The 21897-nt window shown below is 60.7% G+C and carries 21 protein-coding genes; 17 read left to right on the plus strand and 4 right to left on the minus strand.

Annotated elements, in window-relative coordinates; all coding sequences use genetic code 11:
- The first annotated feature begins 44 nt into the window (after nucleotides 1-44).
- Nucleotides 45-824 (plus strand): exodeoxyribonuclease III, encoded by a 780-nt coding sequence (locus tag J3P77_RS21705; RefSeq protein ID WP_125829653.1) that lies wholly within the window; start codon nucleotides 45-47, stop codon nucleotides 822-824.
- 195 nt (nucleotides 825-1019) lie between these two features.
- On the opposite strand, the gene J3P77_RS21710 is transcribed toward J3P77_RS21705, so the two are convergent.
- The gene (locus J3P77_RS21710) at nucleotides 1020-1388 is read right to left on the minus strand and encodes a DUF4870 domain-containing protein (protein WP_434678657.1); all 369 of its coding nucleotides are present in this window, start codon (nucleotides 1386-1388) and stop codon (nucleotides 1020-1022) included.
- Between the two features lie 20 nt (nucleotides 1389-1408).
- Complete coding sequence (gene rph / locus J3P77_RS21715; RefSeq protein WP_434678658.1) at nucleotides 1409-2131, minus strand: ribonuclease PH; 723 nt, start codon at nucleotides 2129-2131, stop codon at nucleotides 1409-1411.
- A gap of 284 nt (nucleotides 2132-2415) precedes the next feature.
- Between rph and J3P77_RS21720 the strand changes: the two genes are divergently transcribed.
- The 6 genes from J3P77_RS21720 (at nucleotide 2416) to J3P77_RS21745 (ending at nucleotide 7694) form a co-directional block, all read left to right on the plus strand.
- The gene (locus tag J3P77_RS21720; protein ID WP_434678660.1) at nucleotides 2416-3279 is read left to right on the plus strand and encodes a YicC/YloC family endoribonuclease; all 864 of its coding nucleotides are present in this window, start codon (nucleotides 2416-2418) and stop codon (nucleotides 3277-3279) included.
- Between the two features lie 13 nt (nucleotides 3280-3292).
- Complete coding sequence (gene gmk / locus J3P77_RS21725) at nucleotides 3293-3913, plus strand: guanylate kinase (protein WP_434678662.1); 621 nt, start codon at nucleotides 3293-3295, stop codon at nucleotides 3911-3913.
- A 147-nt stretch (nucleotides 3914-4060) separates the two neighbouring features.
- Nucleotides 4061-4324: a DNA-directed RNA polymerase subunit omega gene (rpoZ, locus tag J3P77_RS21730; RefSeq protein WP_004887180.1), complete on the plus strand. Its 264-nt coding sequence runs from the start codon at nucleotides 4061-4063 to the stop codon at nucleotides 4322-4324.
- Between the two features lie 60 nt (nucleotides 4325-4384).
- Nucleotides 4385-6490 (plus strand): bifunctional GTP diphosphokinase/guanosine-3',5'-bis pyrophosphate 3'-pyrophosphohydrolase, encoded by a 2106-nt coding sequence (spoT, locus tag J3P77_RS21735; protein WP_434678665.1) that lies wholly within the window; start codon nucleotides 4385-4387, stop codon nucleotides 6488-6490.
- 30 nt (nucleotides 6491-6520) lie between these two features.
- The gene (locus tag J3P77_RS21740; protein WP_434678666.1) at nucleotides 6521-6901 is read left to right on the plus strand and encodes a RidA family protein; all 381 of its coding nucleotides are present in this window, start codon (nucleotides 6521-6523) and stop codon (nucleotides 6899-6901) included.
- Between the two features lie 55 nt (nucleotides 6902-6956).
- Nucleotides 6957-7694 carry a hypothetical protein gene (locus tag J3P77_RS21745; protein WP_434678667.1) on the plus strand — a complete coding sequence of 246 codons (738 nt, stop codon included), beginning with the start codon at nucleotides 6957-6959 and terminating at the stop codon, nucleotides 7692-7694.
- 34 nt (nucleotides 7695-7728) lie between these two features.
- On the opposite strand, the gene J3P77_RS21750 is transcribed toward J3P77_RS21745, so the two are convergent.
- Nucleotides 7729-8592, minus strand: coding sequence for an SDR family oxidoreductase (locus tag J3P77_RS21750; protein WP_434678668.1), 864 nt, complete (start codon nucleotides 8590-8592; stop codon nucleotides 7729-7731).
- Between the two features lie 207 nt (nucleotides 8593-8799).
- On the opposite strand from J3P77_RS21750, the gene exbB reads away from it, so the two are divergent.
- The 6 genes from exbB to J3P77_RS21780 all read left to right on the plus strand — a co-directional run bounded on the left by exbB (nucleotide 8800) and on the right by J3P77_RS21780 (nucleotide 15537).
- A complete protein-coding gene (gene exbB / locus J3P77_RS21755) occupies nucleotides 8800-9780 on the plus strand; it encodes a tonB-system energizer ExbB (RefSeq protein WP_434678670.1) in 981 nt (326 codons plus the stop codon).
- 3 nt (nucleotides 9781-9783) lie between these two features.
- Nucleotides 9784-10209: a TonB system transport protein ExbD gene (gene exbD / locus J3P77_RS21760; protein ID WP_434678671.1), complete on the plus strand. Its 426-nt coding sequence runs from the start codon at nucleotides 9784-9786 to the stop codon at nucleotides 10207-10209.
- Nucleotides 10206-10952, plus strand: a complete 747-nt coding sequence (locus J3P77_RS21765) for an energy transducer TonB (protein ID WP_434678672.1) — start codon at nucleotides 10206-10208, stop codon at nucleotides 10950-10952. Before exbD ends, J3P77_RS21765 begins: the two co-directional genes overlap by 4 nt.
- A 92-nt stretch (nucleotides 10953-11044) precedes the next feature.
- The gene (locus tag J3P77_RS21770; RefSeq protein ID WP_434678673.1) at nucleotides 11045-11968 is read left to right on the plus strand and encodes a LysR substrate-binding domain-containing protein; all 924 of its coding nucleotides are present in this window, start codon (nucleotides 11045-11047) and stop codon (nucleotides 11966-11968) included.
- A 10-nt stretch (nucleotides 11969-11978) separates the two neighbouring features.
- On the plus strand, nucleotides 11979-14054 hold the full coding sequence (gene recG / locus J3P77_RS21775; RefSeq protein ID WP_434678674.1) for an ATP-dependent DNA helicase RecG: 2076 nt from the start codon (nucleotides 11979-11981) through the stop codon (nucleotides 14052-14054).
- A gap of 85 nt (nucleotides 14055-14139) precedes the next feature.
- Nucleotides 14140-15537, plus strand: coding sequence for an aminoacyl-tRNA deacylase and HDOD domain-containing protein (locus tag J3P77_RS21780; RefSeq protein ID WP_434678675.1), 1398 nt, complete (start codon nucleotides 14140-14142; stop codon nucleotides 15535-15537).
- A 154-nt stretch (nucleotides 15538-15691) separates the two neighbouring features.
- Here the strand turns inward: J3P77_RS21780 and J3P77_RS21785 are convergent, their stop codons facing one another.
- A complete protein-coding gene (locus tag J3P77_RS21785; RefSeq protein ID WP_434678677.1) occupies nucleotides 15692-16093 on the minus strand; it encodes a GFA family protein in 402 nt (133 codons plus the stop codon).
- A 294-nt stretch (nucleotides 16094-16387) separates the two neighbouring features.
- Here J3P77_RS21785 and J3P77_RS21790 point away from each other — a divergent pair, with 294 nt between their 5' ends.
- The 4 genes from J3P77_RS21790 (at nucleotide 16388) to J3P77_RS21805 (ending at nucleotide 21861) form a co-directional block, all read left to right on the plus strand.
- Nucleotides 16388-17695, plus strand: a complete 1308-nt coding sequence (locus tag J3P77_RS21790; RefSeq protein WP_434678678.1) for a CitMHS family transporter — start codon at nucleotides 16388-16390, stop codon at nucleotides 17693-17695.
- 57 nt (nucleotides 17696-17752) lie between these two features.
- On the plus strand, nucleotides 17753-18487 hold the full coding sequence (locus J3P77_RS21795; protein WP_434678679.1) for a TerC family protein: 735 nt from the start codon (nucleotides 17753-17755) through the stop codon (nucleotides 18485-18487).
- 281 nt (nucleotides 18488-18768) lie between these two features.
- Nucleotides 18769-20421 (plus strand): Na/Pi cotransporter family protein, encoded by a 1653-nt coding sequence (locus J3P77_RS21800; RefSeq protein ID WP_434678680.1) that lies wholly within the window; start codon nucleotides 18769-18771, stop codon nucleotides 20419-20421.
- 57 nt (nucleotides 20422-20478) lie between these two features.
- Entirely contained in the window at nucleotides 20479-21861 is a 1383-nt protein-coding gene (locus J3P77_RS21805; RefSeq protein ID WP_434678682.1) for a M16 family metallopeptidase, read from the plus strand.
- Nucleotides 21862-21897: the final 36 nt, after the last annotated feature.

A 21897-nucleotide genomic window follows, 5' to 3' on the forward strand; every position in this document is an offset into this window, starting at 1 on the left:
TGGAGCTCGGGTATCATACACGCACGTGATTTTTGGGGCCATTTATGCGGATCATCAGTGTGAACGTGAATGGCATTCAAGCTGCGGTCGAGCGTGGGTTGCTCAGCTGGCTGCAAGCTCAGAATGCCGACGTCATCTGCCTACAGGACACCCGCGCCTCCACCTTTGAACTGGATGATCCAGCCTTCCAACTGGATGGCTACTTCCTCTATGCCTGCGAAGCCGAAGTTCCCGCCCAGGGCGGCGTGGCGCTTTATTCGCGGTTGCAACCGAAGGCGGTAATCAGCGGCCTCGGCTTCGAGACAGCCGACCGCTACGGGCGTTACCTGCAAGCAGATTTCGACAAAGTCAGCATCGCCACCCTGCTGTTCCCTTCGGGAATGAACGGGGATGAGGACTTGAATCAGAAATTCAAGCTCATGGACGACTTCGGCAAGTACATGGACAAGCAGCGCCGCAAGCGCCGCGAGTACATCTATTGCGGTTCGCTTTATGTGGCGCAGCAGAAACTCGACATCAAGAACTGGCGCGACAGCCAGCAGTCGCCTGGCTTTCTGGCGCCGGAGCGTGCCTGGATGGACGAGCTGGTCGGCACCATGGGCTACGTGGACGCGCTGCGTGAAGTCAGCCGCGAAGGTGATCAGTACAGCTGGTGGCCGGACAGTGAGCAGGCCGAGATGCTGAATCTGGGCTGGCGCTTTGACTACCAGATCCTGACGCCTGGCCTGCGCCGCTTCGTGCGCACCGCCCGCTTGCCGCGCCAGCCGCGCTTTTCGCAGCACGCGCCGCTGATCGTGGACTACGACTGGACGCTGACTATCTGATCGGCCCGTGTACCTTCGCGGACAAATCCGCTCCCGCAGAATCCGCGCCGAACTTGTAGGAGCGGACTCGTCCGCGAAGAGGCCGGTTCATCTACAGCGGATGTATCGGCCGCAAGTGCGCCTTCGCGGACAAGTCCGCTCCCACGGAATCCGCGTGAAGGCCGGGAAGCCACAGCAGACCGGGTGACGGTTCGTCTATTTCAACAAGCGCCAGGTGAACGGATACCGGTAATCCAGCCCTTCGTTTGCTTTGATGCCGGCAATGATCGTCAGCACCAACGCGCCCACGCCTACCAGCAGCAACAGCGGGAAGCCGATGACGACCACCATCAGCAATATGCTGACCATGGCCGCGATCGAGACGGTGATCTGGAAATTCAGTGCTTCCTTGCCCTGCGCGTCGATGAACGGGTCATTTTCCCGCTTCAGTTGCCAGAGGATCAGCGGACCCAGCAGGTTTCCGAACGGGAAGATCACTCCGAAAAACGCAGACAAGTGACAGAACATCGCCCACTGACGGGCATTTTGAGCCGGTTTGTTCAACGGTTGCTGGCTGTCACTCATGGTACTTCTCCCTGGGATTATCAGTCGGCCAATGCGGCACGCTGCAATGCAAACAACTCGGTCATGCCCGCTTGGGCCAGCGCCAGCATCGCGTTCAGCTCTTCAGGCTGGAACGGCGCACCTTCGGCTGTGCCCTGGACTTCAATGAAGCCGCCTTCGCTGGTCATGACCACATTCAGGTCGGTCTCGGCTGCGGAGTCTTCCAGGTAGTCCAGATCAAGCACCGGCTCGCCCTGATACATACCGACCGAAACCGCCGCGATCATCTGCTTGAGCGGATCGCCACCTTTCAGGCCGCCACGTTTCTTGATGACTTTCAATGCGTCTGCCAGAGCAACCATCGCCCCTGTGATGGACGCTGTGCGAGTGCCGCCGTCGGCCTGAATCACATCGCAGTCGACGTACAGCGTGACATCGCCCAGCTTGGACATGTCGAGCGCGGCACGCAGCGAGCGGCCGATCAGACGCTGAATCTCCAGAGTGCGACCGCCTTGCTTGCCACGGCTGGCCTCACGCTGGTTACGCTCACCGGTAGCGCGCGGCAGCATGCCGTATTCGGCGGTCAACCAACCCTGCCCCTGGCCTTTGAGGAAGCGTGGCACGCCGTTTTCAACGCTGACGGTGCAGATAACCTTGGTGTCTCCGAACTCAACCAGCACAGAACCCTCGGCGTGTTTGGTGTAGTTGCGGGTGATGCGGATCGAGCGGAGCTGATCGGCGGCGCGACCACTTGGACGTTTCATCTGGGAATACCTGTACTGGGACGGAAAACTGCCAACCATTATAGAGGTCACAACCCTGGCAGGGCATCTCTAAAAGTCGCGCCGCCCCAAACGTACCTTCTGGAAGGCTCTGCCGCGGGGTTTTGCAGCCGCGTCATTGGCTCGCGAGCGCAAATCGATCCGCCGGATTGGGAGCCAACGCCGCACTGCGCTACAATCCTGCGCCTTTGCAGCCTGCCGGCTTTAACGACATCCACGACCGCCTAGCCCATCGCGCTCCTGGATCGAACCAAGAGGTATACCCCATGGTGCACAGCATGACTGCCTTTGCCCGCGTTGAACGGGCCAGCGCCCAGGGAACGCTGAGCTGGGAACTGCGCTCGGTCAACCATCGTTACCTTGAGCCGCACCTGCGCCTGCCCGAATCGTTCCGCGATCTGGAAGGCGCTGTCCGTGAAGCGCTGCGCCAGGGTCTGTCTCGTGGCAAGGTCGAGTGCACGCTCCGCTTCGTCGAAGAGACCGCCGGAAAACCTTTGCAAGTCGACCGCGAACGCGCCAGCCAGCTGGTTGCGGCAGCCGAAACAGTCGCCAGCCTGATCAAGCAGCCCTCCGCACTGAACCCGCTTGAAGTGCTCGCCTGGCCCGGCGTCCTAGTGGCTGACGCCAGCGACCCGCAAGCATTGAACAGCGAAGCACTGGCCCTGTTCGATGAAGCGCTGACCGAGCTGAAGAAGGGCCGCGGACGCGAAGGCGCCGACCTGGCTGCACTTCTCGACGAACGGTTGACGTCCATCACTCAGGAAGTCGCTACCTTGCGCACCCTCGTGCCGCAGATGCTGGCTACGCAGCGCCAGAAAGTTCTGGATCGCTTCGCCGACATGAAGGCCGAGCTCGACCCGCAGCGCCTGGAACAGGAAATGGTCCTGCTCGCGCAGAAAAGCGACGTCGCCGAAGAACTCGACCGTTTGAACACGCACGTTACCGAAGTACGTCGTGTGCTCAAGGCCGGCGGACAGGCAGGCCGGCGGCTGGACTTCCTGATGCAGGAACTCAACCGCGAAGCGAACACACTGGGCTCCAAGGCCTTCGACCCACGCAGCACGCAAGCGGCCGTCAACCTCAAGGTGTTGATCGAGCAGATGCGTGAACAAGTGCAGAATATTGAGTAAGGCTAAACCTCACATGACCCACAGCACTGGCACCCTGTACATCATTTCCGCCCCGTCTGGCGCCGGCAAGACAAGCCTGGTCAAGGCGCTGATCGATGCCCAGCCGCAAATTCGCCTCTCGGTTTCGCACACCACACGGGCCATGCGTCCGGGAGAAGCGGATGGCATCAACTATCACTTCGTGGACCGGGCCGAGTTCGTGCGCATGGTCGAGCACGGTGATTTCCTGGAGCAGGCGGAAGTATTCGGCAACCTCTATGGCACCTCGCAGAGCTATTTGCAGCAGACGCTGGACGAAGGCCATGACCTGATTCTGGAAATCGACTGGCAGGGCGCGCAACAGGTTCGCAAACAGATGCCCGACGCCCGTTCCGTATTCATCCTGCCACCGACTCAGCAGGCGCTGCGTCAGCGCCTGACCAATCGGGGTCAGGACAGTGATGAAATCATTGAGGGGCGGATGCGCGAAGCGGTCAGCGAAATGAGTCATTACGTTGAATACGACTATGTCGTGGTCAACGACGATTTCGCCAGCGCGCTGGAAGACCTGAAAGCCATTTTTCGCGCCAATCGCCTGACCCAGACACATCAGCAGCAACAGCACAGCGAACTTCTCCAGCAATTGCTGGCTTGATCGCAGCGTTTTCCGGCGGCAGACTGCAAGACATAAATGAGCCCGCGACGGCTTGACACTTGATGCTTGCAGCTGTCCGCTAGTAAACTACCGAGTCCGCTCGCCCATCCGGGCACCGCGCATACGCATTTGCTACGAGGAATACCCATGGCCCGCGTGACCGTTGAAGACTGCCTAGAACACGTCGATAACCGCTTCGAGCTGGTCATGCTCGCTACCAAGCGTTCGCGCCAACTCGCCACCGGCGGCAAAGAGCCCAAGCTGGCCTGGGAAAACGACAAGCCTACCGTTGTAGCCCTGCGTGAAATCGCAGCCGGCCTGATGGATTACGCAGTCATCGCAGAAGCCGAAATCGTTGAAGATGAACCATTGTTCGCAGCGTTCGAGGACGAGTCCAACGAGGCCGTCTAAGCCTATGCCGGGTCGACGTAGTACGGCGCAGGGTACAAGCCATTGGCAGGGGGTAGCGCCTTGCCGAGCATAGACGCCCTCGCCGATCGTCTGTCGGCCTACCTCGGCAAGGAACAGGTCAACCTGGTCCGCCGAGCGTATTTCTACGCCGAACAAGCCCACGACGGCCAACGCCGTCGCAGCGGCGAAGCCTACGTTACGCACCCGTTGGCGGTTGCGAACATCCTAGCCGACATGCACATGGATCATCAGAGCCTGATGGCCGCGATGCTGCATGACGTGATCGAAGACACCGGTATCGCCAAAGAGGCGCTTTGTGCGCAGTTCGGTGAAACCGTGGCCGAACTGGTCGACGGGGTCAGCAAACTGACCCAGATGAACTTCGAGACCAAGGCCGAAGCCCAGGCTGAAAACTTCCAGAAAATGGCCATGGCCATGGCGCGCGACATTCGCGTGATCCTGGTCAAGCTTGCCGACCGCCTGCACAACATGCGCACGCTGGAAGTTCTGTCTGGCGAAAAGCGCCGTCGCATCGCCAAGGAAACCCTTGAGATCTACGCTCCCATCGCCAATCGGCTGGGTATGCATAACGTGCGTATCGAGTTCGAGGACCTTGGCTTCAAGGCCATGTATCCGATGCGCTCCGCGCGCATCAATCAGGCGGTCAAGCGTGCCCGGGGCAATCGCAAGGAACTGGTCAACAAGATCGAAGAGTCCCTGAGCCACTGCCTGGCGGTCGACGAGATCGAAGGCGACGTCAGCGGGCGGCAAAAGCACCTCTACGGCATCTACAAGAAGATGCGCGGCAAGCGTCGAGCCTTCAACGAGATCATGGACGTCTACGCGTTCCGTATCGTCGTCGACAAGGTAGACACCTGCTATCGCGTGCTGGGCGCTGTACACAATCTGTACAAGCCGCTGCCCGGCCGCTTCAAGGATTACATCGCGATCCCTAAGGCCAACGGCTATCAGTCGTTACATACCACGCTGTTCGGCATGCACGGCGTGCCCATCGAGATCCAGATCCGCACTCGCGAAATGGAAGAGATGGCCAACAACGGGATCGCCGCGCACTGGCTGTACAAATCCAGCGCCGATGAACAACCCAAGGGCACTCATGCCCGCGCCCGCCAGTGGGTCAAAGGCGTGCTGGAAATGCAGCAGCGCGCCGGCAACTCGCTGGAGTTCATTGAAAGCGTCAAGATCGACCTGTTCCCGGATGAGGTCTACGTGTTCACGCCTAAAGGGCGGATCATGGAGCTGCCCAAAGGCTCCACGGCAGTGGATTTCGCCTATGCGGTTCACACCGATGTGGGCAACAGCTGCATCGCGTGCCGCATCAATCGCCGACTTGCGCCTTTGTCCGAACCCTTGCAGAGCGGTTCGACGGTCGAGATCGTCAGCGCGCCGGGCGCACGTCCGAATCCGGCCTGGCTCAATTTTGTAGTCACCGGCAAGGCGCGCACGCATATCCGTCATGCGCTGAAACTGCAGCGTCGCTCCGAATCCATCAGCCTGGGCGAACGCCTGCTCAACAAGGTGCTGAATGGCTTTGAGTCCAACTTGGACAAGATTGCGCCTGAGCGCATACAACAGGCGCTGGCCGAGTACCGCGTGGAAGTGCTTGAAGACCTGCTCGAAGATATCGGGCTGGGTAACCGCATGGCCTACGTGGTCGCCCGCCGCCTGCTGGGCGAAGGCGATCAGCTGCCGAGCCCGGAAGGTCCGCTGGCCATTCGCGGTACCGAAGGCCTGGTGCTCAGCTACGCCAAGTGCTGCACGCCGATTCCGGGCGATCCGATCGTCGGGCACTTGTCCGCGGGCAAGGGCATGGTTGTTCACCTGGACAACTGTCGCAACATCAGCGAAATCCGCCACAACCCGGAAAAATGCATCCAGCTGTCCTGGGCCAAGGATGTCACCGGCGAATTCAACGTCGAGCTTCGCGTCGAACTGGAACACCAGCGTGGCCTGATCGCCTTGCTGGCCAGTAGCGTCAACGCGGCTGACGGCAACATTGAAAAGATCGGCATGGACGAGCGCGATGGCCGCATCAGCGTAGTCCAGCTGGTTGTCAGCGTGCATGACCGCGTGCATCTGGCCAGAGTGATCAAGAAACTGCGTGCGCTGACCGGTGTGACCCGCATTACCCGCATGCGCGCGTAGGAAACCCCACTATCAGGACAGGAGTTCTTCATGACCAAGACCGTCATCACCAGCGAGCAGGCACCTGCGGCCATCGGCCCTTATTCCCAGGCTATCAAGGCTGGTAATACTGTTTACATGTCCGGGCAGATTCCGCTGGATCCGAAAACCATGGAGCTGGTCGACGGCATCGAAGCCCAGATCGTTCAGGTCTTCGAAAACCTGAAGTCCGTCGCCGAGGCTGCGGGCGGTTCGTTCAAGGACATCGTCAAACTGAACATCTTCCTGACCGACCTGGGTCACTTCGCCAAGGTCAACGAGATCATGGGCAAGTACTTCGAGCAGCCATACCCGGCTCGTGCCGCTATCGGCGTCGCTGCTCTGCCGCGTGGCGCGCAGGTCGAGATGGACGCCATTCTGGTTATCGAATAAATCCCCTCGGCGGAGCGCTCATGCTCCGCCACCTTGCAAAAGGAAGGACTCTGTTATGCGCTCCGCGCTCGCCATTTCGCTGTTGGCCGCACTTCTCGGTGGCTGTGCCAGCCACGCCGATCTGAACCCCGACGGAACCTGGATCAACCAGGCCGCTATCGACGCCGCAGTCGAAGGCGGCAACCTGCGGCAGGCCTTGCTTGCCAAGGGCCCGAATCTTGAGTGGCAGATTGACACTAAGACCAATCAGGTCGTCTATTCCAACGGGTTTGAGTTTGTCGAAGGAAAGATCGCCAGTGCCGGTAACCGAAAACTGCACATTGATTTCTATGCCAACTTCTTCGAGGACCTGTCCCTTGAAGGCGACCATCTGGTACAGGCGGCGAGTGAGTCGGGCCCTGAGCAGCATTTCGAAAAGCCCGAATTTTCCGTTCCTGAAGGTGCCCCCGCAGGCACCAGCTTCGAAAAAGCGTTGTACGGCGCCTATATGGGCGGCAAATGGACCATCGTCAGCGGCGACGGCCAGGGCAATACCGTGCAGTTCATGCCGGATGGGAGCGTTCAGGGGCTGCCCGAAAATGATCGGTATGCGCTTTGCCTGGCGGGCGATTGCGCCTCCATGAGCAGCGAATACGACAGCATGTGGCTGGAAAAGGCCGAGCAAGGTGCGCCCTGGATCTTTGCCCGCAAAGACAAGCAGCTGGAAATTTTCCAGGCCGTCAACAACGCAGGCCCGGGCGAAATGCCGGAACTGCGTCCAGGCCCGCGTCGCTGGTTGCTGGAGCAGCAATAGCCAGCCAGTTGCGGGAGCACCGCCCGGCCCGCTTCTAAAGGGGTTCGGGGGTGCTTAGCAACCTGGCATACCCCGCTCGATAATCCGGATACATCGGTTCCCACCCCAACGCCCTTGCGCGGGCGTTGCTGCACCGCTTGCTGCCGACGCGCTGTACGCTCGGCTCGTCGGACCATTCGGTTACGCCCAGATATTCGCGAAGCCACGTCACCACATCGGCCAACGCAGCCGGTTCGTCGTCGACCCCCAGATAGCAATCATCCAGCGTTACGCCTTGGGCGTCGGCCTTGAGCAAATGCGCCAGCAGCCCCGCAGCGTCATCGGCATGGATACGGTTGGCGTAAACCGGCGGGTCGATGCGCACGCTCTGGCCTTGGCGCACCCGGTTGGATAAATCGCTGCGACCAGGACCATAAATGCCTGTCAGACGTACCGCGGTAGCGGGAATGTCGCTGCTCAACGCCACCTGCTCGGCTTCGAGCATGATCTGGCCGGTGAAGGTTGCGGGTTGAGTTGCAGACGTCTCATCGACCCATTCGCCGTTCTTCTGGCCGTACACGCCGCTGCTGGACACGAAGAGAATCCGCCGGGGTGTCTGGCCGCATTGCGCCAGCCAACTCAAGACATGGCGCAGCCCTTCAACATAGGCCAGCCGATAACCTGCCTCATCCCGCTGCGGCGGGGTCGCGCAATACACCACATAGTCGAGCGCTGTCCGGGGCCACTGCTCAGGCAAGTCAGGCGCGAACAGATCGCCTGCAACCTGCCGAATTCCCTTCGGCAGCCCGGATGTATTGCGTCGCAGCCCATGAACGGTCCATTCATCAGCCATCAGACGCTGCGCGAGCCGCGAGCCAACATCACCACAACCCGCGATCAGAATGGATGGGGAAGTCATTCAGCTCTCCAATTGGCGGTCGCAAAACCGTCGAAAAATGTACGAAACCACCCTACTCAGGCGATTTCTTTTAAAAAAAGATACATTATTACTTTTGTTAACAAGAACGATTTGCAATAATGCCGGCCTATCTGTAGTCCCTAACGCGTTGAACGCTTCGCGTAATCCGACGTAACGCTCATTCTTTCACTTTCAGGTCCGGCCAGCATGACACGCATTCAATCACTCGCTTCGCCAACCAAGCTATCCAGCCTGCCACGCGCATGGCGCGGTGTGGCTGCCCTCGTATTGAGCCTGATGCTTACCCCCGTGGCACTGGCGGATCAGACAGCTCCCAATGCCGCACCGGCAACCCCGCCCGCGGTCAGCGCTCCCGCCACGCCGGTTGCCGCCGACCCGACAGCGCCGGCGCCGGCGCCCGCAGCTGTACCTGGCGAAGCGATTGAACCCGTAGCGGAAGACAACAGCCTGGGCATGTCCCACGATCTGTCGCCCTGGGGCATGTACCAGAACGCCGACGTAGTGGTCAAAGCCGTCATGATCGGTCTGGCAATCGCGTCGATCATCACCTGGACCATCTGGATCGCCAAAGGCTTCGAGTTGCTGGGCGCAAAACGCCGCCTGCGCACCGAAATCGCCAACCTCAAAAAGGCCCGCTCGCTGAGCGATGCCAGCCAGAGCGCCAGTACGGAAGGGACTCTTGCCCACCTGCTGGTCCATGATGCGCTGGAAGAAATGCGCCTGTCCGCCAATAGCCGAGAGCGCGAAGGTATCAAAGAGCGGGTGAGCTTCCGTCTTGAGCGCCTGGTTGCTGCCTGCGGCCGAAACATGAGCAGTGGCACCGGCGTGCTGGCAACCATCGGCTCGACGGCACCATTCGTGGGTCTGTTCGGTACGGTATGGGGCATCATGAACAGCTTCATCGGCATCGCCAAGACTCAGACCACCAACCTCGCCGTCGTCGCTCCCGGCATTGCCGAAGCCTTGCTGGCAACCGCGCTGGGTCTGGTTGCAGCGATTCCCGCAGTCGTGATCTACAACGTCTTCGCCCGCTCCATCGCCGGTTACAAGGCTCAGGTTTCCGATGCGTCGGCGCAGGTGCTGCTGCTGGTCAGCCGTGACCTGGACCACCTGCCAGAGCCGACCGAACGTAACCAACAGCAACCGCACATGGTCAAGGTGGGCTAAGACGTGGGCCTGCATCTTAACGAAGGCGGCGACGATCTCGCCGAGAACCACGAAATCAATGTCACGCCGTTCATCGACGTCATGTTGGTACTGTTGATCATCTTCATGGTTGCGGCTCCTCTGGCGACCGTCGATATCAAGGTCGACCTGCCGGCTTCAACCGCAACGCCGCAGCCACGGCCCGAGAAGCCGATCTTTCTCAGCGTGAAAACCGACAAGAGCCTGTATCTGGGGGAAGAGAAGGTTGCGCCCGAGCAGATCGGCCAGGTGCTGGACGGCAAGACCAAGGGCAAGAAGGACACCACGATCTTCTTCCAGGCCGACAAGGGCGTGGATTACGGTGACCTGATGGAAGTCATGAACTCGCTTCGCAGCGCGGGCTACCTGAAGGTTGGTCTGGTGGGTCTTGAGACGGTTGGTAAAAAATGATCACTACGCGCCAAAAACTGACGCGCTATAGCGGTAGTCTGTTGTTGGTGCTGGCCGTGCACGCCATTGCGATCGTGGTCGCACTTCGCTGGCCGGCCTCACAGGCTATCGAGCTGCCGCCCGCGGCCATGATGGTCGAACTGGCGCCGTTACCCGAGCCCGCACCGCCACCACCACCTCAGGTTGTTCAGCCTCCGCAGCCTCCAGAGCCCGAAGAAGTTGTCCCGGTGCCTGAAGTCGCGCAGGCGCCCAAGCCTGAAATCGTGGTGCCGAAAAAGGTCGAGAAGCCCAAGCCGAAACCACAGCCGCCCAAGCCTGTGAAAAAGCCTGAGCCGCCGAAGGAGGAGCCTGCCGCCGAGAAACCGGTCGACACTCCGCCAACGACCGCCAAGCCGGAGAAGTCTGCAGCACCGACGCCACCCGCTCCGCCGTCGCCGCCCAGCAACGCACTGCCGAACTGGCAGAGTGATTTGCTCAGGCACCTGAGCAAGTACAAGAAGTATCCGGAAGATGCGCGCCGTCGCGGCATGCAGGGTGTGGCCCGATTGCGGTTCGTCGTCGATGCGCAGGGCAACGTCTTGTCCTACTCGATCGCGAGCAGTTCAGGCAGTCCGGCTCTGGACCGAGCCACTACGGAAATGATCCGTCGTGCTCAACCGTTGCCCAAGCCACCGGCCGAAACGCTCAACAATGGCACCATCGAAATCCTCGCACCGTTCGTTTATTCGCTGGATAAACGCTGAATCACACTTTTGTTACTCAAGAGTGCTTCTGATAACGTGCGTCTATCGATTGCACCCGCTATGCTGGGTCCGCAACTTCATGGACGCACGTTATGACTCTTACAGAATTGCGCTACATCGTCACGCTCGCCCAAGAGCAGCATTTCGGCCACGCCGCTGAGCGCTGCCACGTTAGCCAGCCCACCTTGTCCGTGGGCGTCAAAAAGCTTGAGGATGAACTCGGCGTTCTGATCTTCGAGCGCAGCAAAAGCGCGGTCCGTCTGACGCCTGTCGGCGAAGGCATCGTTGCCCAGGCCCAGAAGGTGCTTGAGCAGGCGCAAGGCATTCGCGAACTGGCTCAGGCCGGCAAGAATCAACTGACCGCGCCCCTCAAGGTCGGCGCCATCTACACGGTCGGTCCTTACCTGTTTCCTCATCTGATCCCTCAACTGCACCGGGTCGCCCCGCAGATGCCGTTGTACATCGAGGAAAACTTCACCCATGTGCTGCGCGACAAGCTGCGCAACGGCGAACTGGACGCGGTGATTATCGCGCTGCCGTTCAACGAAGCCGATGTGCTGACGCTGCCGCTGTACGACGAGCCGTTCTCGGTGCTGATGCCCGCCGGCCACCCATGGACCCATAAAAAGACCATCGACGCTTCGGCTCTGAACGACAAGAGCCTGTTGCTGCTTGGCGAAGGCCACTGTTTCCGCGATCAGGTGCTCGAAGCCTGTCCTGCGCTAACCAAAGGCAGCGAAGGCGCCAAGCACACGACGGTGGAATCCAGCTCGCTGGAAACCATCCGCCACATGGTCGCTTCCGGGCTGGGTGTATCGATCCTGCCGTTGTCGGCGGTCGACAGCCACCATTACGCTCCTGGCGTGATCGAAGTACGCCCGCTGACCGCGCCGGTGCCGTTCCGTACGGTCGCTATCGCATGGCGTGCCAGCTTCCCAAGGCCCAAGGCAATCGAGATTCTCGCTGACTCCGTGCGCCTGTGTTCAGTGGCTCGTCCAAAAACAGAAGCGAGCTAGGCAGGAAACAATGAGCGAGCTTTCCAAAGTCTCGGTCACAGCGCTCAAGGGCGTCGGCGAAGCCATGGCTGAAAAACTGGCCAAGGTCGGTCTGGAAAATCTGCAGGACGTGTTGTTTCACCTGCCGCTGCGTTATCAGGACCGAACTCGCGTAGTGCCCATCGGCGCACTGCGTCCCGGTCAGGATGCGGTCATTGAAGGCGTGGTCAGCGGCTCCGATGTGGTGATGGGCAAACGTCGCAGCCTGCTGGTCCGGCTGGGTGACGGCACAGGCGTGGTCAGCCTGCGCTTCTATCACTTCAGCAATGCGCAGAAAGAGAGCATGAAGCGCGGCACTCACTTGCGCTGTTTCGGTGAGGCTCGGCCAGGCGCTTCCGGCCTTGAGATTTACCATCCGGAGTACCGCGCACTGACCGGCGACGAACCGGCGCCGGTCGAGCAGACGCTCACTCCGATTTACCCCACGACCGAAGGCCTGACCCAACAGCGCTTGCGCCAGCTCTGCCAGCAGAGCCTGGCGATGCTTGGCCCCAAGAGCCTGCCGGACTGGTTGCCGGAAGAGCTGGCGCGCGACTACCAGCTGGCGCCGCTCGACGACGCGATCCGTTATCTGCATCACCCGCCAGCCGACGCCGACGTTGAAGAGCTGGCTCTGGGGCACCACTGGGCGCAGCACCGTCTCGCATTCGAGGAGCTGCTGACGCACCAGCTTTCCCAACAGCGTTTGCGCGAAAGCCTGCGCGCCCAGCACGCACCCGCGCTGCCCTTGGCGAAAAAGCTACCCAAGCAGTTCCTGGCCAACCTCGGTTTTCCACCCACCGGTGCGCAGAAGCGAGTGGGTAACGAAGTCGCCTATGACCTCAGCCAGCCAGAACCCATGCTACGTCTGATTCAGGGCGACGTGGGCGCAGGCAAGACCGTAGTCGCCGCGCTGGCTGCCTTGCAGGCGCTGGAGGCCGGCTATCAGGTTGCGTTAATGGCACCGACCGAGATCCTGGCCGAGCAACACTACATCAACTTTCAGCGCTGGCTCGAACCGCTGGGTATCGAGGTGGCGTGGCTGGCAGGCAAGCTCAAGGGCAAGGCGCGCGTAACGTCACTGGAGCAGATCGCCAGCGGAACACCCATGGTTGTCGGTACCCATGCGCTGTTTCAGGACGAAGTGCAGTTTCGCAACCTGGCACTGGTCATCATCGACGAACAGCACCGCTTCGGCGTGCAGCAGCGCCTGGCACTGCGCAAAAAGGGCGTTGGCGGCATGATGTGTCCGCACCAGTTGATCATGACCGCTACGCCGATCCCCAGAACGCTGGCGATGAGCGCGTACGCCGACCTCGACACTTCCATTCTCGACGAGCTGCCGCCCGGCCGTACGCCGGTCAATACCGTGCTGGTCGCCGACAGTCGGCGGATCGAAGTTGTCGAGCGCGTGCGTGCGGCCTGTGCGGAAGGCCGCCAGGCCTATTGGGTATGTACGCTGATCGAAGAATCCGAAGAGCTGACGTGCAAGGCTGCGGAAACGTCTTTCGAAGAGCTCAGCAGCGCGCTCGGCGAACTGCGGGTAGGGCTGATCCACGGGCGTATGAAGCCAGCGGAAAAAGCCGCCATCATGGCCGAATTCAAACAGGGCGCCTTGCAACTGCTGGTGGCCACCACGGTGATCGAGGTTGGCGTCGACGTGCCCAACGCAAGCCTCATGATCATCGAAAACCCCGAGCGTCTCGGGCTTGCCCAACTGCATCAGTTGCGCGGGCGCGTGGGCCGCGGCAGCGCCGTCAGCCACTGCGTACTTCTTTACCATCCGCCGCTCTCGCAGATCGGCCGCCAGCGTCTGGGTATCATGCGTGAAACCAGCGATGGCTTCGTTATCGCCGAAAAGGATCTGGAATTGCGCGGGCCGGGCGAAATGCTCGGCACTCGACAAACCGGGCTATTGCAGTTCAAGGTGGCCGACCTGATGCGCGATGCCGACCTGCTGCCGGCGGTGCGTGATGCGGCGCAGGCGCTCCTGGAACGCTGGCCCCAGCACGTCAGCCCGCTTCTGGAGCGCTGGCTTCGACATGGCCAGCAGTACGGGCAGGTGTGACGCAAGCAACGCTTTGAGCAGCGTATAAGAACGAAAATGGCTAAGCTGGTTATACTTCCACGACTGTAGGAAATTGGACAAGACCATGACAGAAGTTGCCCACGTCAGTGATTCGCACCACGCGCCGTCCGTCATTCGGCAATTGCTTGAGAAATTGTCCATCAGCTACAGAGAGGTCGTGGACAGCCCTCGGCTCCCCGTTGCGCGAAAAGTCCAGGCGGTGCTGGTCGAGGATGCCGTAGGCGCACTGTTGATCCTCTTCCCGCAAAGCCAATTGCTGGATCTGGCCCGGATCACCGAGCTGACCGGCCGACAGCTGGCCGCCGTGCCCCATGATCGCCTGCTGCGCATGCTTGCCAAGCACAAACTGCAGCGGCTGCCGGGCTTGCCTGCGCTGACCAGTTCTCCTTGCCTTTACGATGACCGTCTGCTGCAAGAGCCTATGTTGCTGGTGGGCTCGGGCGAGCCGGGCCTGTTGCTGGAAATCTCCAGTGAAGACTTCAAGGGCATGCTGAGCAAAGCCAGCGCCGCCCACTTCGGCGAGTCCGCCGCTGCGATTCGCCCCAATCTCGACCGCCCTGACGACGACCGCGCGGAAATCACCCAGGCGATGCACGCCTTTACCGCCCGCCGCATCCAGCAACGTCTGGAGGCGACGCTGGAGATTCCGCCGCTGGCCGGCACCGCGCAGAAGATCATCAAGCTGCGTGTAGACCCCGACGCAACCATCGACGACATCACAGGCGTCGTAGAGACCGACCCGGCCCTTGCTGCGCAGGTGGTCAGCTGGGCCGCTTCGCCTTACTACGCCTCGACCGGCAAGATTCGCTCGGTTGAAGACGCAATCGTTCGCGTGCTTGGCTTCGATCTGGTCATCAACCTGGCACTGGGCCTGGCGCTGGGCAAGACGCTCAGTCTGCCCAAAGACCACCCGCAACAGACCACGCCTTACTGGCAGCAATCGATCTACACCGCGGCAGTCATCGAAGGCCTGACACGTGCCATCCCGCGTGCCAAGCGTCCGGAAGGCGGGCTGACCTACCTGGCCGGTCTGCTGCACAACTTCGGTTACCTGCTGCTGGCCCACGTCTTCCCGCCGCATTTCTCGTTGATCTGCCGTCAGCTTGAGGTCAATCCTCATCTGCATCACAGCTATGTGGAGCACCACCTGCTGGGCATCAGCCGTGAGCAGATCGGCGCATGGCTGATGCGGTACTGGGATATGCCCGACGAGCTCGCCACAGCGCTACGCTTCCAGCACGACCCGCATTACGCTGGTGAGCACTGCGAATATGCGAATCTGGTCTATCTCGCCGTCCGCCTGCTGCGCGCCAACGGCATTGGCTCCGGCCCGGAGGAAGAAATCCCGGACGAGTTGTTCGAGCGCCTCAGCCTGAACCGCGAAAAAGCCAATGAATCCGTGCGCAAGGTGCTTGAAGCCGAAGTCATGCTGCGCGAACTGGCGTCTCAGTTCGGCAATTGATGCCGTCGGGTCGGGCATGACCCAAGCGTAGGAGCGCGCTTGCCCGCGAGGGGTCTACGCGGTCTGCCATCTGACCGCGTCATCGTTCGTCGCGGGTAAACGCGCTCCTGCGGCGTTAGGGCTCGGCTTTCAGGGCATACGAGCGGCGGAGCTATCAGCCATTCTCGCCCTCGCGTCCCGGCAGATGCTCATCCAGATGCAACCAGGGCAAGCGGTTTTCTATCCAGATGTGGCGCGAAGCTGCGGCCTGTTCGGGGTGTTCGAGAGTGGCGATGGTCACGTCGATCTCTTGCGGGCTATTGCGGGTGAACAGCGCCAGGTGCGCGCCGCAGTTGCCGCAGAAATAGCGCACGCACGTCGGCCCGGAATCGTAAGCCGCAGGGCTGCCCGCCAGCCATCGAAAGGAGTCGAGCGGCACCGTCACCCAGCTCATCACCGTGCCGCCCGAGGTCCGGCGACAGATCGAGCAGTGACAGTGTGCAATGTCTTCTAACGGCGCCTCGAACTGGTAACGCAAACTGCCGCAGTGGCAACCGCCGGTGTGGATCTGCTCCATTTCCATTCTCCCGCTGCTGGTCGATATCGCTTCTGACAATTAAATCCTGCCATTCGCCTTTTGAAAGGTGCGCGAAAGCTTGCCCGATTAGCATCGAGTCACTTCCGGCATAAGACCGGTCAGCCCAGGACGCCTTTAACGTGATCCCAGGGCCCGATTAACAAGAATAATGGTGACTCCGATGCTAGCTGATGCCCCCCGTTTTATCCTCCGTACGCACTTACTCCACGTACCGCTCCCGTTGAGCTGACTCGTTCACCTCTTCCTTAGCCGCCTTACGTCTGGAGTATTCCCATGCTGACTTTCCTTGGCTTTGCCATGGTCATTGCGTTCATGTACCTGATCATGACCAAGCGCCTGAGTGCGCTGATCGCCCTGATCATTGTTCCTATTGTGTTTGCCCTGTTCGGCGGCTTCGCCACCGAAATCGGTCCCATGATGCTCGCTGGCATCAGCAAGCTTGCGCCGACCGGCGTCATGCTGATGTTCGCCATTCTGTATTTTGCGCTGATGATCGACTCCGGCCTGTTCGACCCGGCCGTGCGCAAGATTCTGAAGATGGTAAAAGGCGACCCGGTACGCATTTCAGTCGGCACCGCGGTGCTGGCTCTGGTGGTCTCGCTCGACGGTGACGGCGCGACCACTTACATGATCTGCGTGGCCGCCATGCTGCCGCTGTACAGCCGCGTCGGCATGAGCCCGCGCATCATGGCAGGTCTGATCATCCTGGCTGGCGGCGTCATGAACATGACCCCATGGGGCGGCCCGACCGCTCGCGCGGCCAGCGCCCTGCATGTGGACGCGTCCGACATCTTCGTGCCAATGATCCCTGCCATGCTGGCTGGTGTCGTCGCGATTCTGGCCATTGCCTATTTCTACGGCAAAAGGGAGCGCGCCCGACTGGGCGAACTGCACCTGCCTGGCGATGAAGTCGACCACAGCGAGATCAGCGTTTCGCAGTTCCCGGACGCACGCCGCCCGAAAATGCTGTGGTTCAATGCCGGCCTGACCCTGGCGCTGATGGTCGCGCTGATCATGGGCCTGCTGCCGCTGCCGGTGCTGTTCATGATCGCGTTCAGCATTGCGATGATCATCAACTACCCGAACCTTCAGGATCAGAAAGACCGCATTTCAGCGCACGCCGGCAGCGTCCTGGCGGTGGTCGGTCTGATTTTCGCGGCAGGCATCTTCACCGGTATTCTCACCGGTACCAAGATGGTCGACGCAATGTCGCAAAGCCTGCTCGCGGTGATTCCGGACGCTCTGGGCCCGTACCTGGCGGTCATCACCGCGCTGGTCAGCATGCCGTTCACCTTCTTTATGTCCAACGATGCGTTCTACTACGGCGTACTGCCGGTACTGGCCGAAGCTGCCGCTCACTACGGCATCAGCCCGGTGGACATGGCTCGCGCTTCGATCGTCGGTCAGCCGGTTCACCTGCTCAGCCCGTTGGTGCCTTCAACCTATCTGCTGGTCGCACTGGCAGGCATCGAATTCGGCGATCACCAGCGTTTCACGCTCAAGTGGGCCGTGCTGGTCTGCCTGTGCATCATGGTCGCCGCGCTGATGATGGGCATTTTCCCTCTGTTCAGCAGTCTATAAGCTCTGATTCGCGGGCTCGTCGCCAACCGACGAGCCCTCACGTTAGAGGAGCTTGCGATGGAATGGCTGACCAATCCCGAGATCTGGGTTGCATTCTTTACCCTGACGCTGCTGGAAATCGTGCTGGGTATCGACAACATCATCATGATCTCGATCCTGGTCAGTCACATGCCCAAGGCGTTGCAGCCCAGAACCCGGATTGCCGGGCTGGCGCTGGCCATGGTCACCCGCATTCTGCTGTTGCTGTCGATCACCTGGGTAATGCGCCTGACCACCGATCTGTTTACGGTCATGGGCGAAGGTTTCTCGGGGCGAGATCTGATCCTGTTTTTCGGCGGCCTGTTTCTGCTCTGGAAAAGCTCGCAAGAGATTTATCATGGGCTTGAAGGCGAGGACGAACCGGAGCAGGAGCCTCAGGCTGCGCGAGGCCAGTTCTTCTACACCATCATCCAGATCGCGATCATCGACATCGTGTTCTCTCTGGACTCGGTCATCACGGCGGTGGGCATGGTTTCCGACATACCAGTCATGATTGCCGCCATCGTCGTGGCGGTTCTGATCATGATGTGGAGCTCAGGCGCGATCAGCGACTTCATCGACCGACACCCATCACTGAAAATGCTGGCGCTCTCTTTCCTGACACTGGTCGGCACCGTGCTCATCGCCGAATCCTTTGGCGTACACGTGCCCAAAGGCTATGTGTACTTCGCTATGGTGTTTTCGTTGGTCGTGGAGACCATCAACATCAAAATGCGCATGGCCAGAGCCAGCCGACAAGTACCGGAAGACTGAGCGACGGAAGGGCCGCTGTCGCTGCGCAGGCTCACCTCGGGGCAGACTCTCTCAGCGTCGAGGGCCGCTTTCTGATGATCGGCACGGCATTGGGCGCTGACGGAGGTGCAGCGCGCGACTCTTTATGACAGTTTTATTTCAATGCGCCTTATACCTGTGCGATGCTGGCGCCAAGGCCCGGGGCCGACTACAGCTTAGTTGAGCAGCACTTTTTCGATCCGCTCGCTACACGCTTCATCGTCAACCATTCACCTCTCGGTGAACCTCAGGGGGCTCTCAGTATGCTGACCCTGCTCGATCTTCTTTCCGCTGTCGCGCTGTTGATCTGGGGCACGCACATCGTACGAACCGGCATTCTGCGGGTTTATGGCTCGCAGCTGCGACGTCTGCTCAGCCAGAACATGACCAGGCGACCGCTGGCCTTCATCGCCGGCATCCTCGTGACCGCGATGGTACAGAGCAGCAACGCCACGGCAATGCTGGTGACCTCGTTCGTCGGCCAGCGTCTGATGACGCTCACTCCGGCACTGGCGATCATGCTGGGGGCAGACGTGGGCACGGCGCTGATGTCCCGGGTGCTGACGTTCGACCTGTCCTGGCTGTCGCCGCTGCTGATTTTTCTGGGCGTGGTGTTTTTCCTGTCGCGCAAGCAAACCCGTGCCGGCCAGCTGGGTCGTGTTGCCATCGGCCTGGGCCTGATCGTCCTCGCGCTGCAGCTGATAGTTGCCGCCGCAGCGCCCATTACCCAGGCCACCGGTGTCAAAGTCCTGTTCGCCTCGCTGACCGGCGACCTGCTGCTCGATGCGCTGATCGGCGCGCTGTTTGCCGTCGTTTCCTACTCCAGCCTCGCTGCGGTTTTGCTTACCGCGACCCTGGCGGGAGCCGACGTCATCGGACTGCCGGTCGCCATCGGTCTGGTCATCGGCGCGAATATTGGCAGCGGTCTGCTCGCGTTCCTCAGCACCAGCATGCAGAACGTGGCGGGCCGCCAAGTGGCGCTGGGCAGTCTGCTCTACAAACTGCTCGGGCTGCTGCTGATCATCCCCGTGCTGGGCCCGCTGGTCGCGTGGATAGACACCCTTGGTTTCCAGCCCCAAGAGCTGGTGATCGGCTTTCACTTGATCTACAACACGGCGCGCTGCCTGATAATGCTCCCCACCGTCGGCCCGATGGCGCGGTTGTGTTCGGCGCTGCTACCGCAACAGAGCGAAACAGGCGGCCCCGCCAGGCCCAGGCATCTGGATCTGGCAGCGTTGTCGACGCCAAGCCTCGCACTCGCCAACGCGGTGCGGGAAACGTTGCGCATGGGTGATCTTGTTGAAAACATGCTTGGCTCGATGCTGGCCGTGCTGCGCGGTACGCAGACCGCGGTCACCCAGGAAGTGCGCCGCCTGAACGACGACGTCGAAGCCCTCTACAGCGGTATCAAGCTCTACCTGGCGCAAATGCCACGTGAGGAACTGGGCGAACAGGACAACCGACGCTGGGCCGAAATCATCGAGCTGACCATCAACCTGGAACTCGCCGCCGGCCTGATCGAGCGCATGCTGCGCAAGATCCAGCAGCAGAAGACCTCGCAACGCAGGTCCTTTTCCGATATCGGTCTGGAAGAGCTGGCCGGCCTGCAGATTCAGCTGCAATCGAATCTGCGTCTGGGCCTGTCGGTCTTTCTCAGTGGCGATCCGGAAAGCGCTCGGCAGCTGTTGCGCGAAAAACGCCGCTTCAGGGCGCAGGAACGGCGTCTGGCGCATGCCCACGTCAACCGCCTGCAACACAAGGTGGTGCAGAGCATCGAAACCAGCTCGCTGCATCTGGAGCTGATCGCTGATATGAAGCGCTTGAACTCGCTGTTCTGCAGCAGCGCCTATGCCGTGCTTGAAACCACCGAGACCGGCGCGCTGTCCAGTGAAGGTGCGCCGCAGCAATCCTTGTGAACATACACGGCAGAGCGAAGTCTGTTGAACATACCGGCCCGCAAGGAAAGCTGCTTTATGCGTTGCCTGCTGTTCGCTTGTCTGTTTCTGACGTCTCTTCCTTCGTTGGCCCTTGATCGGCTTCAGGTCGAAGGTTATCTGCTGCCCAACGGTCTGCAGATTCTACTCAAGCCCGGTTATGACAAAGGTCATGTTTCGATCCGGCTGGTAGTCGGTATCGGCTTTGACGATTTTCCCTGCGCAGACAAAGAGCTGCCGCATCTGCTTGAGCATCTGATGTTCAGCGGCATTGACGGCGGCGGGGAAGGTGCACTGGAAGAGCGTATGCAGGCGCTGGGTGGCGAGTGGAACGCTTTCACCAGCAACACCGATACGACGTTCGTGATCGAGGCTCCCGCGCGCAACCAGCGCAAGGTCCTGGACCTGTTGATGGAAGTGCTGGCGCGCACCGAGCTGGACCAATCTCGCCTGGACACCGTCAAACGCATCGTCGAACGCGAGGACGGCGGGCATTCATCGCACCTGAGGCGCTTGCTGGATCGGCGCGAGACCGCGCGCGGGGCTGGCAGCCAGCTGGCTGTCGAGCTGGGGCTCAAATGCCCGGAGCGTCCACAGGTCGACATGATCACGTTGGAACAGGTCGAGGAAGTGTTCGCCAGTTGGTACGCCCCCAACAACATGACACTGATCGTGGTCGGTGATCTGGACAAAGTCCTGCCCGGTTATCTGGAGCGCGTCTACGGACAGCTCAATCCGGCTGATCCGATTGCCCATCCGCCTCTGGCATATAGCAACGGTTCGGCAAAAGCCCGGCTCGAACTGGAACGTGGCGGGCTCGGCGAAGGTGCGAAGCTGCACTGGTTTTTTACCGAGCCGCAGCTGGATGACCAACACGACGAGACCTGGGATCTGGTCAAAGCCTATCTGGACTGGGCGCTTTATACCGATATACGGCTCAAGCACGGCCTGTCCTACGGCCCGTCGGCTGACCGGGATGTGTTTGGCGACACCGGATTCATGAGCCTCAACGTCGATCTTGAACGCCAGGACGTAGAAGAGGCTGAACACGCCATCCATGCGCTGGTCGAGCGGCTGCGAAGGGAAGGAATGCAGCCGGCCACGTTCAATCGTCTCAAGGAAGCCGCCATCGCCAGGCAAGCCTGGGCGGTGCAGGGCAACAGCGCGCTGGCCGACTACTACTGGAGCGCGTTGAACGATTACGAAAACGGCCGCTTTGCCGATCCGGCCAAACGCATCAAGGCAGTCAGCCTGGAAACAGCCAACCGGGCAATGCGTCAGCTGCTGGAGCAGCCGGGCTATTTGCGGATCGAAAAGCCGCTGTTGGGCTATGACGGTCTGGTCTGGGTAATGGCTGCGGTCGCCGGGCTCATCGTGCTGCTGGCGGCATTGACCTGGCGAGGTCGCATGCGCCGCAGATGAAGCTATAGGAACCGGGAGCGCATTGTTATGCTGCCC

Source organism: Pseudomonas sp. R1-18 (assembly GCF_051132095.1).
In the GTDB taxonomy this organism is placed as follows: Bacteria; Pseudomonadota; Gammaproteobacteria; order Pseudomonadales; family Pseudomonadaceae; genus Aquipseudomonas.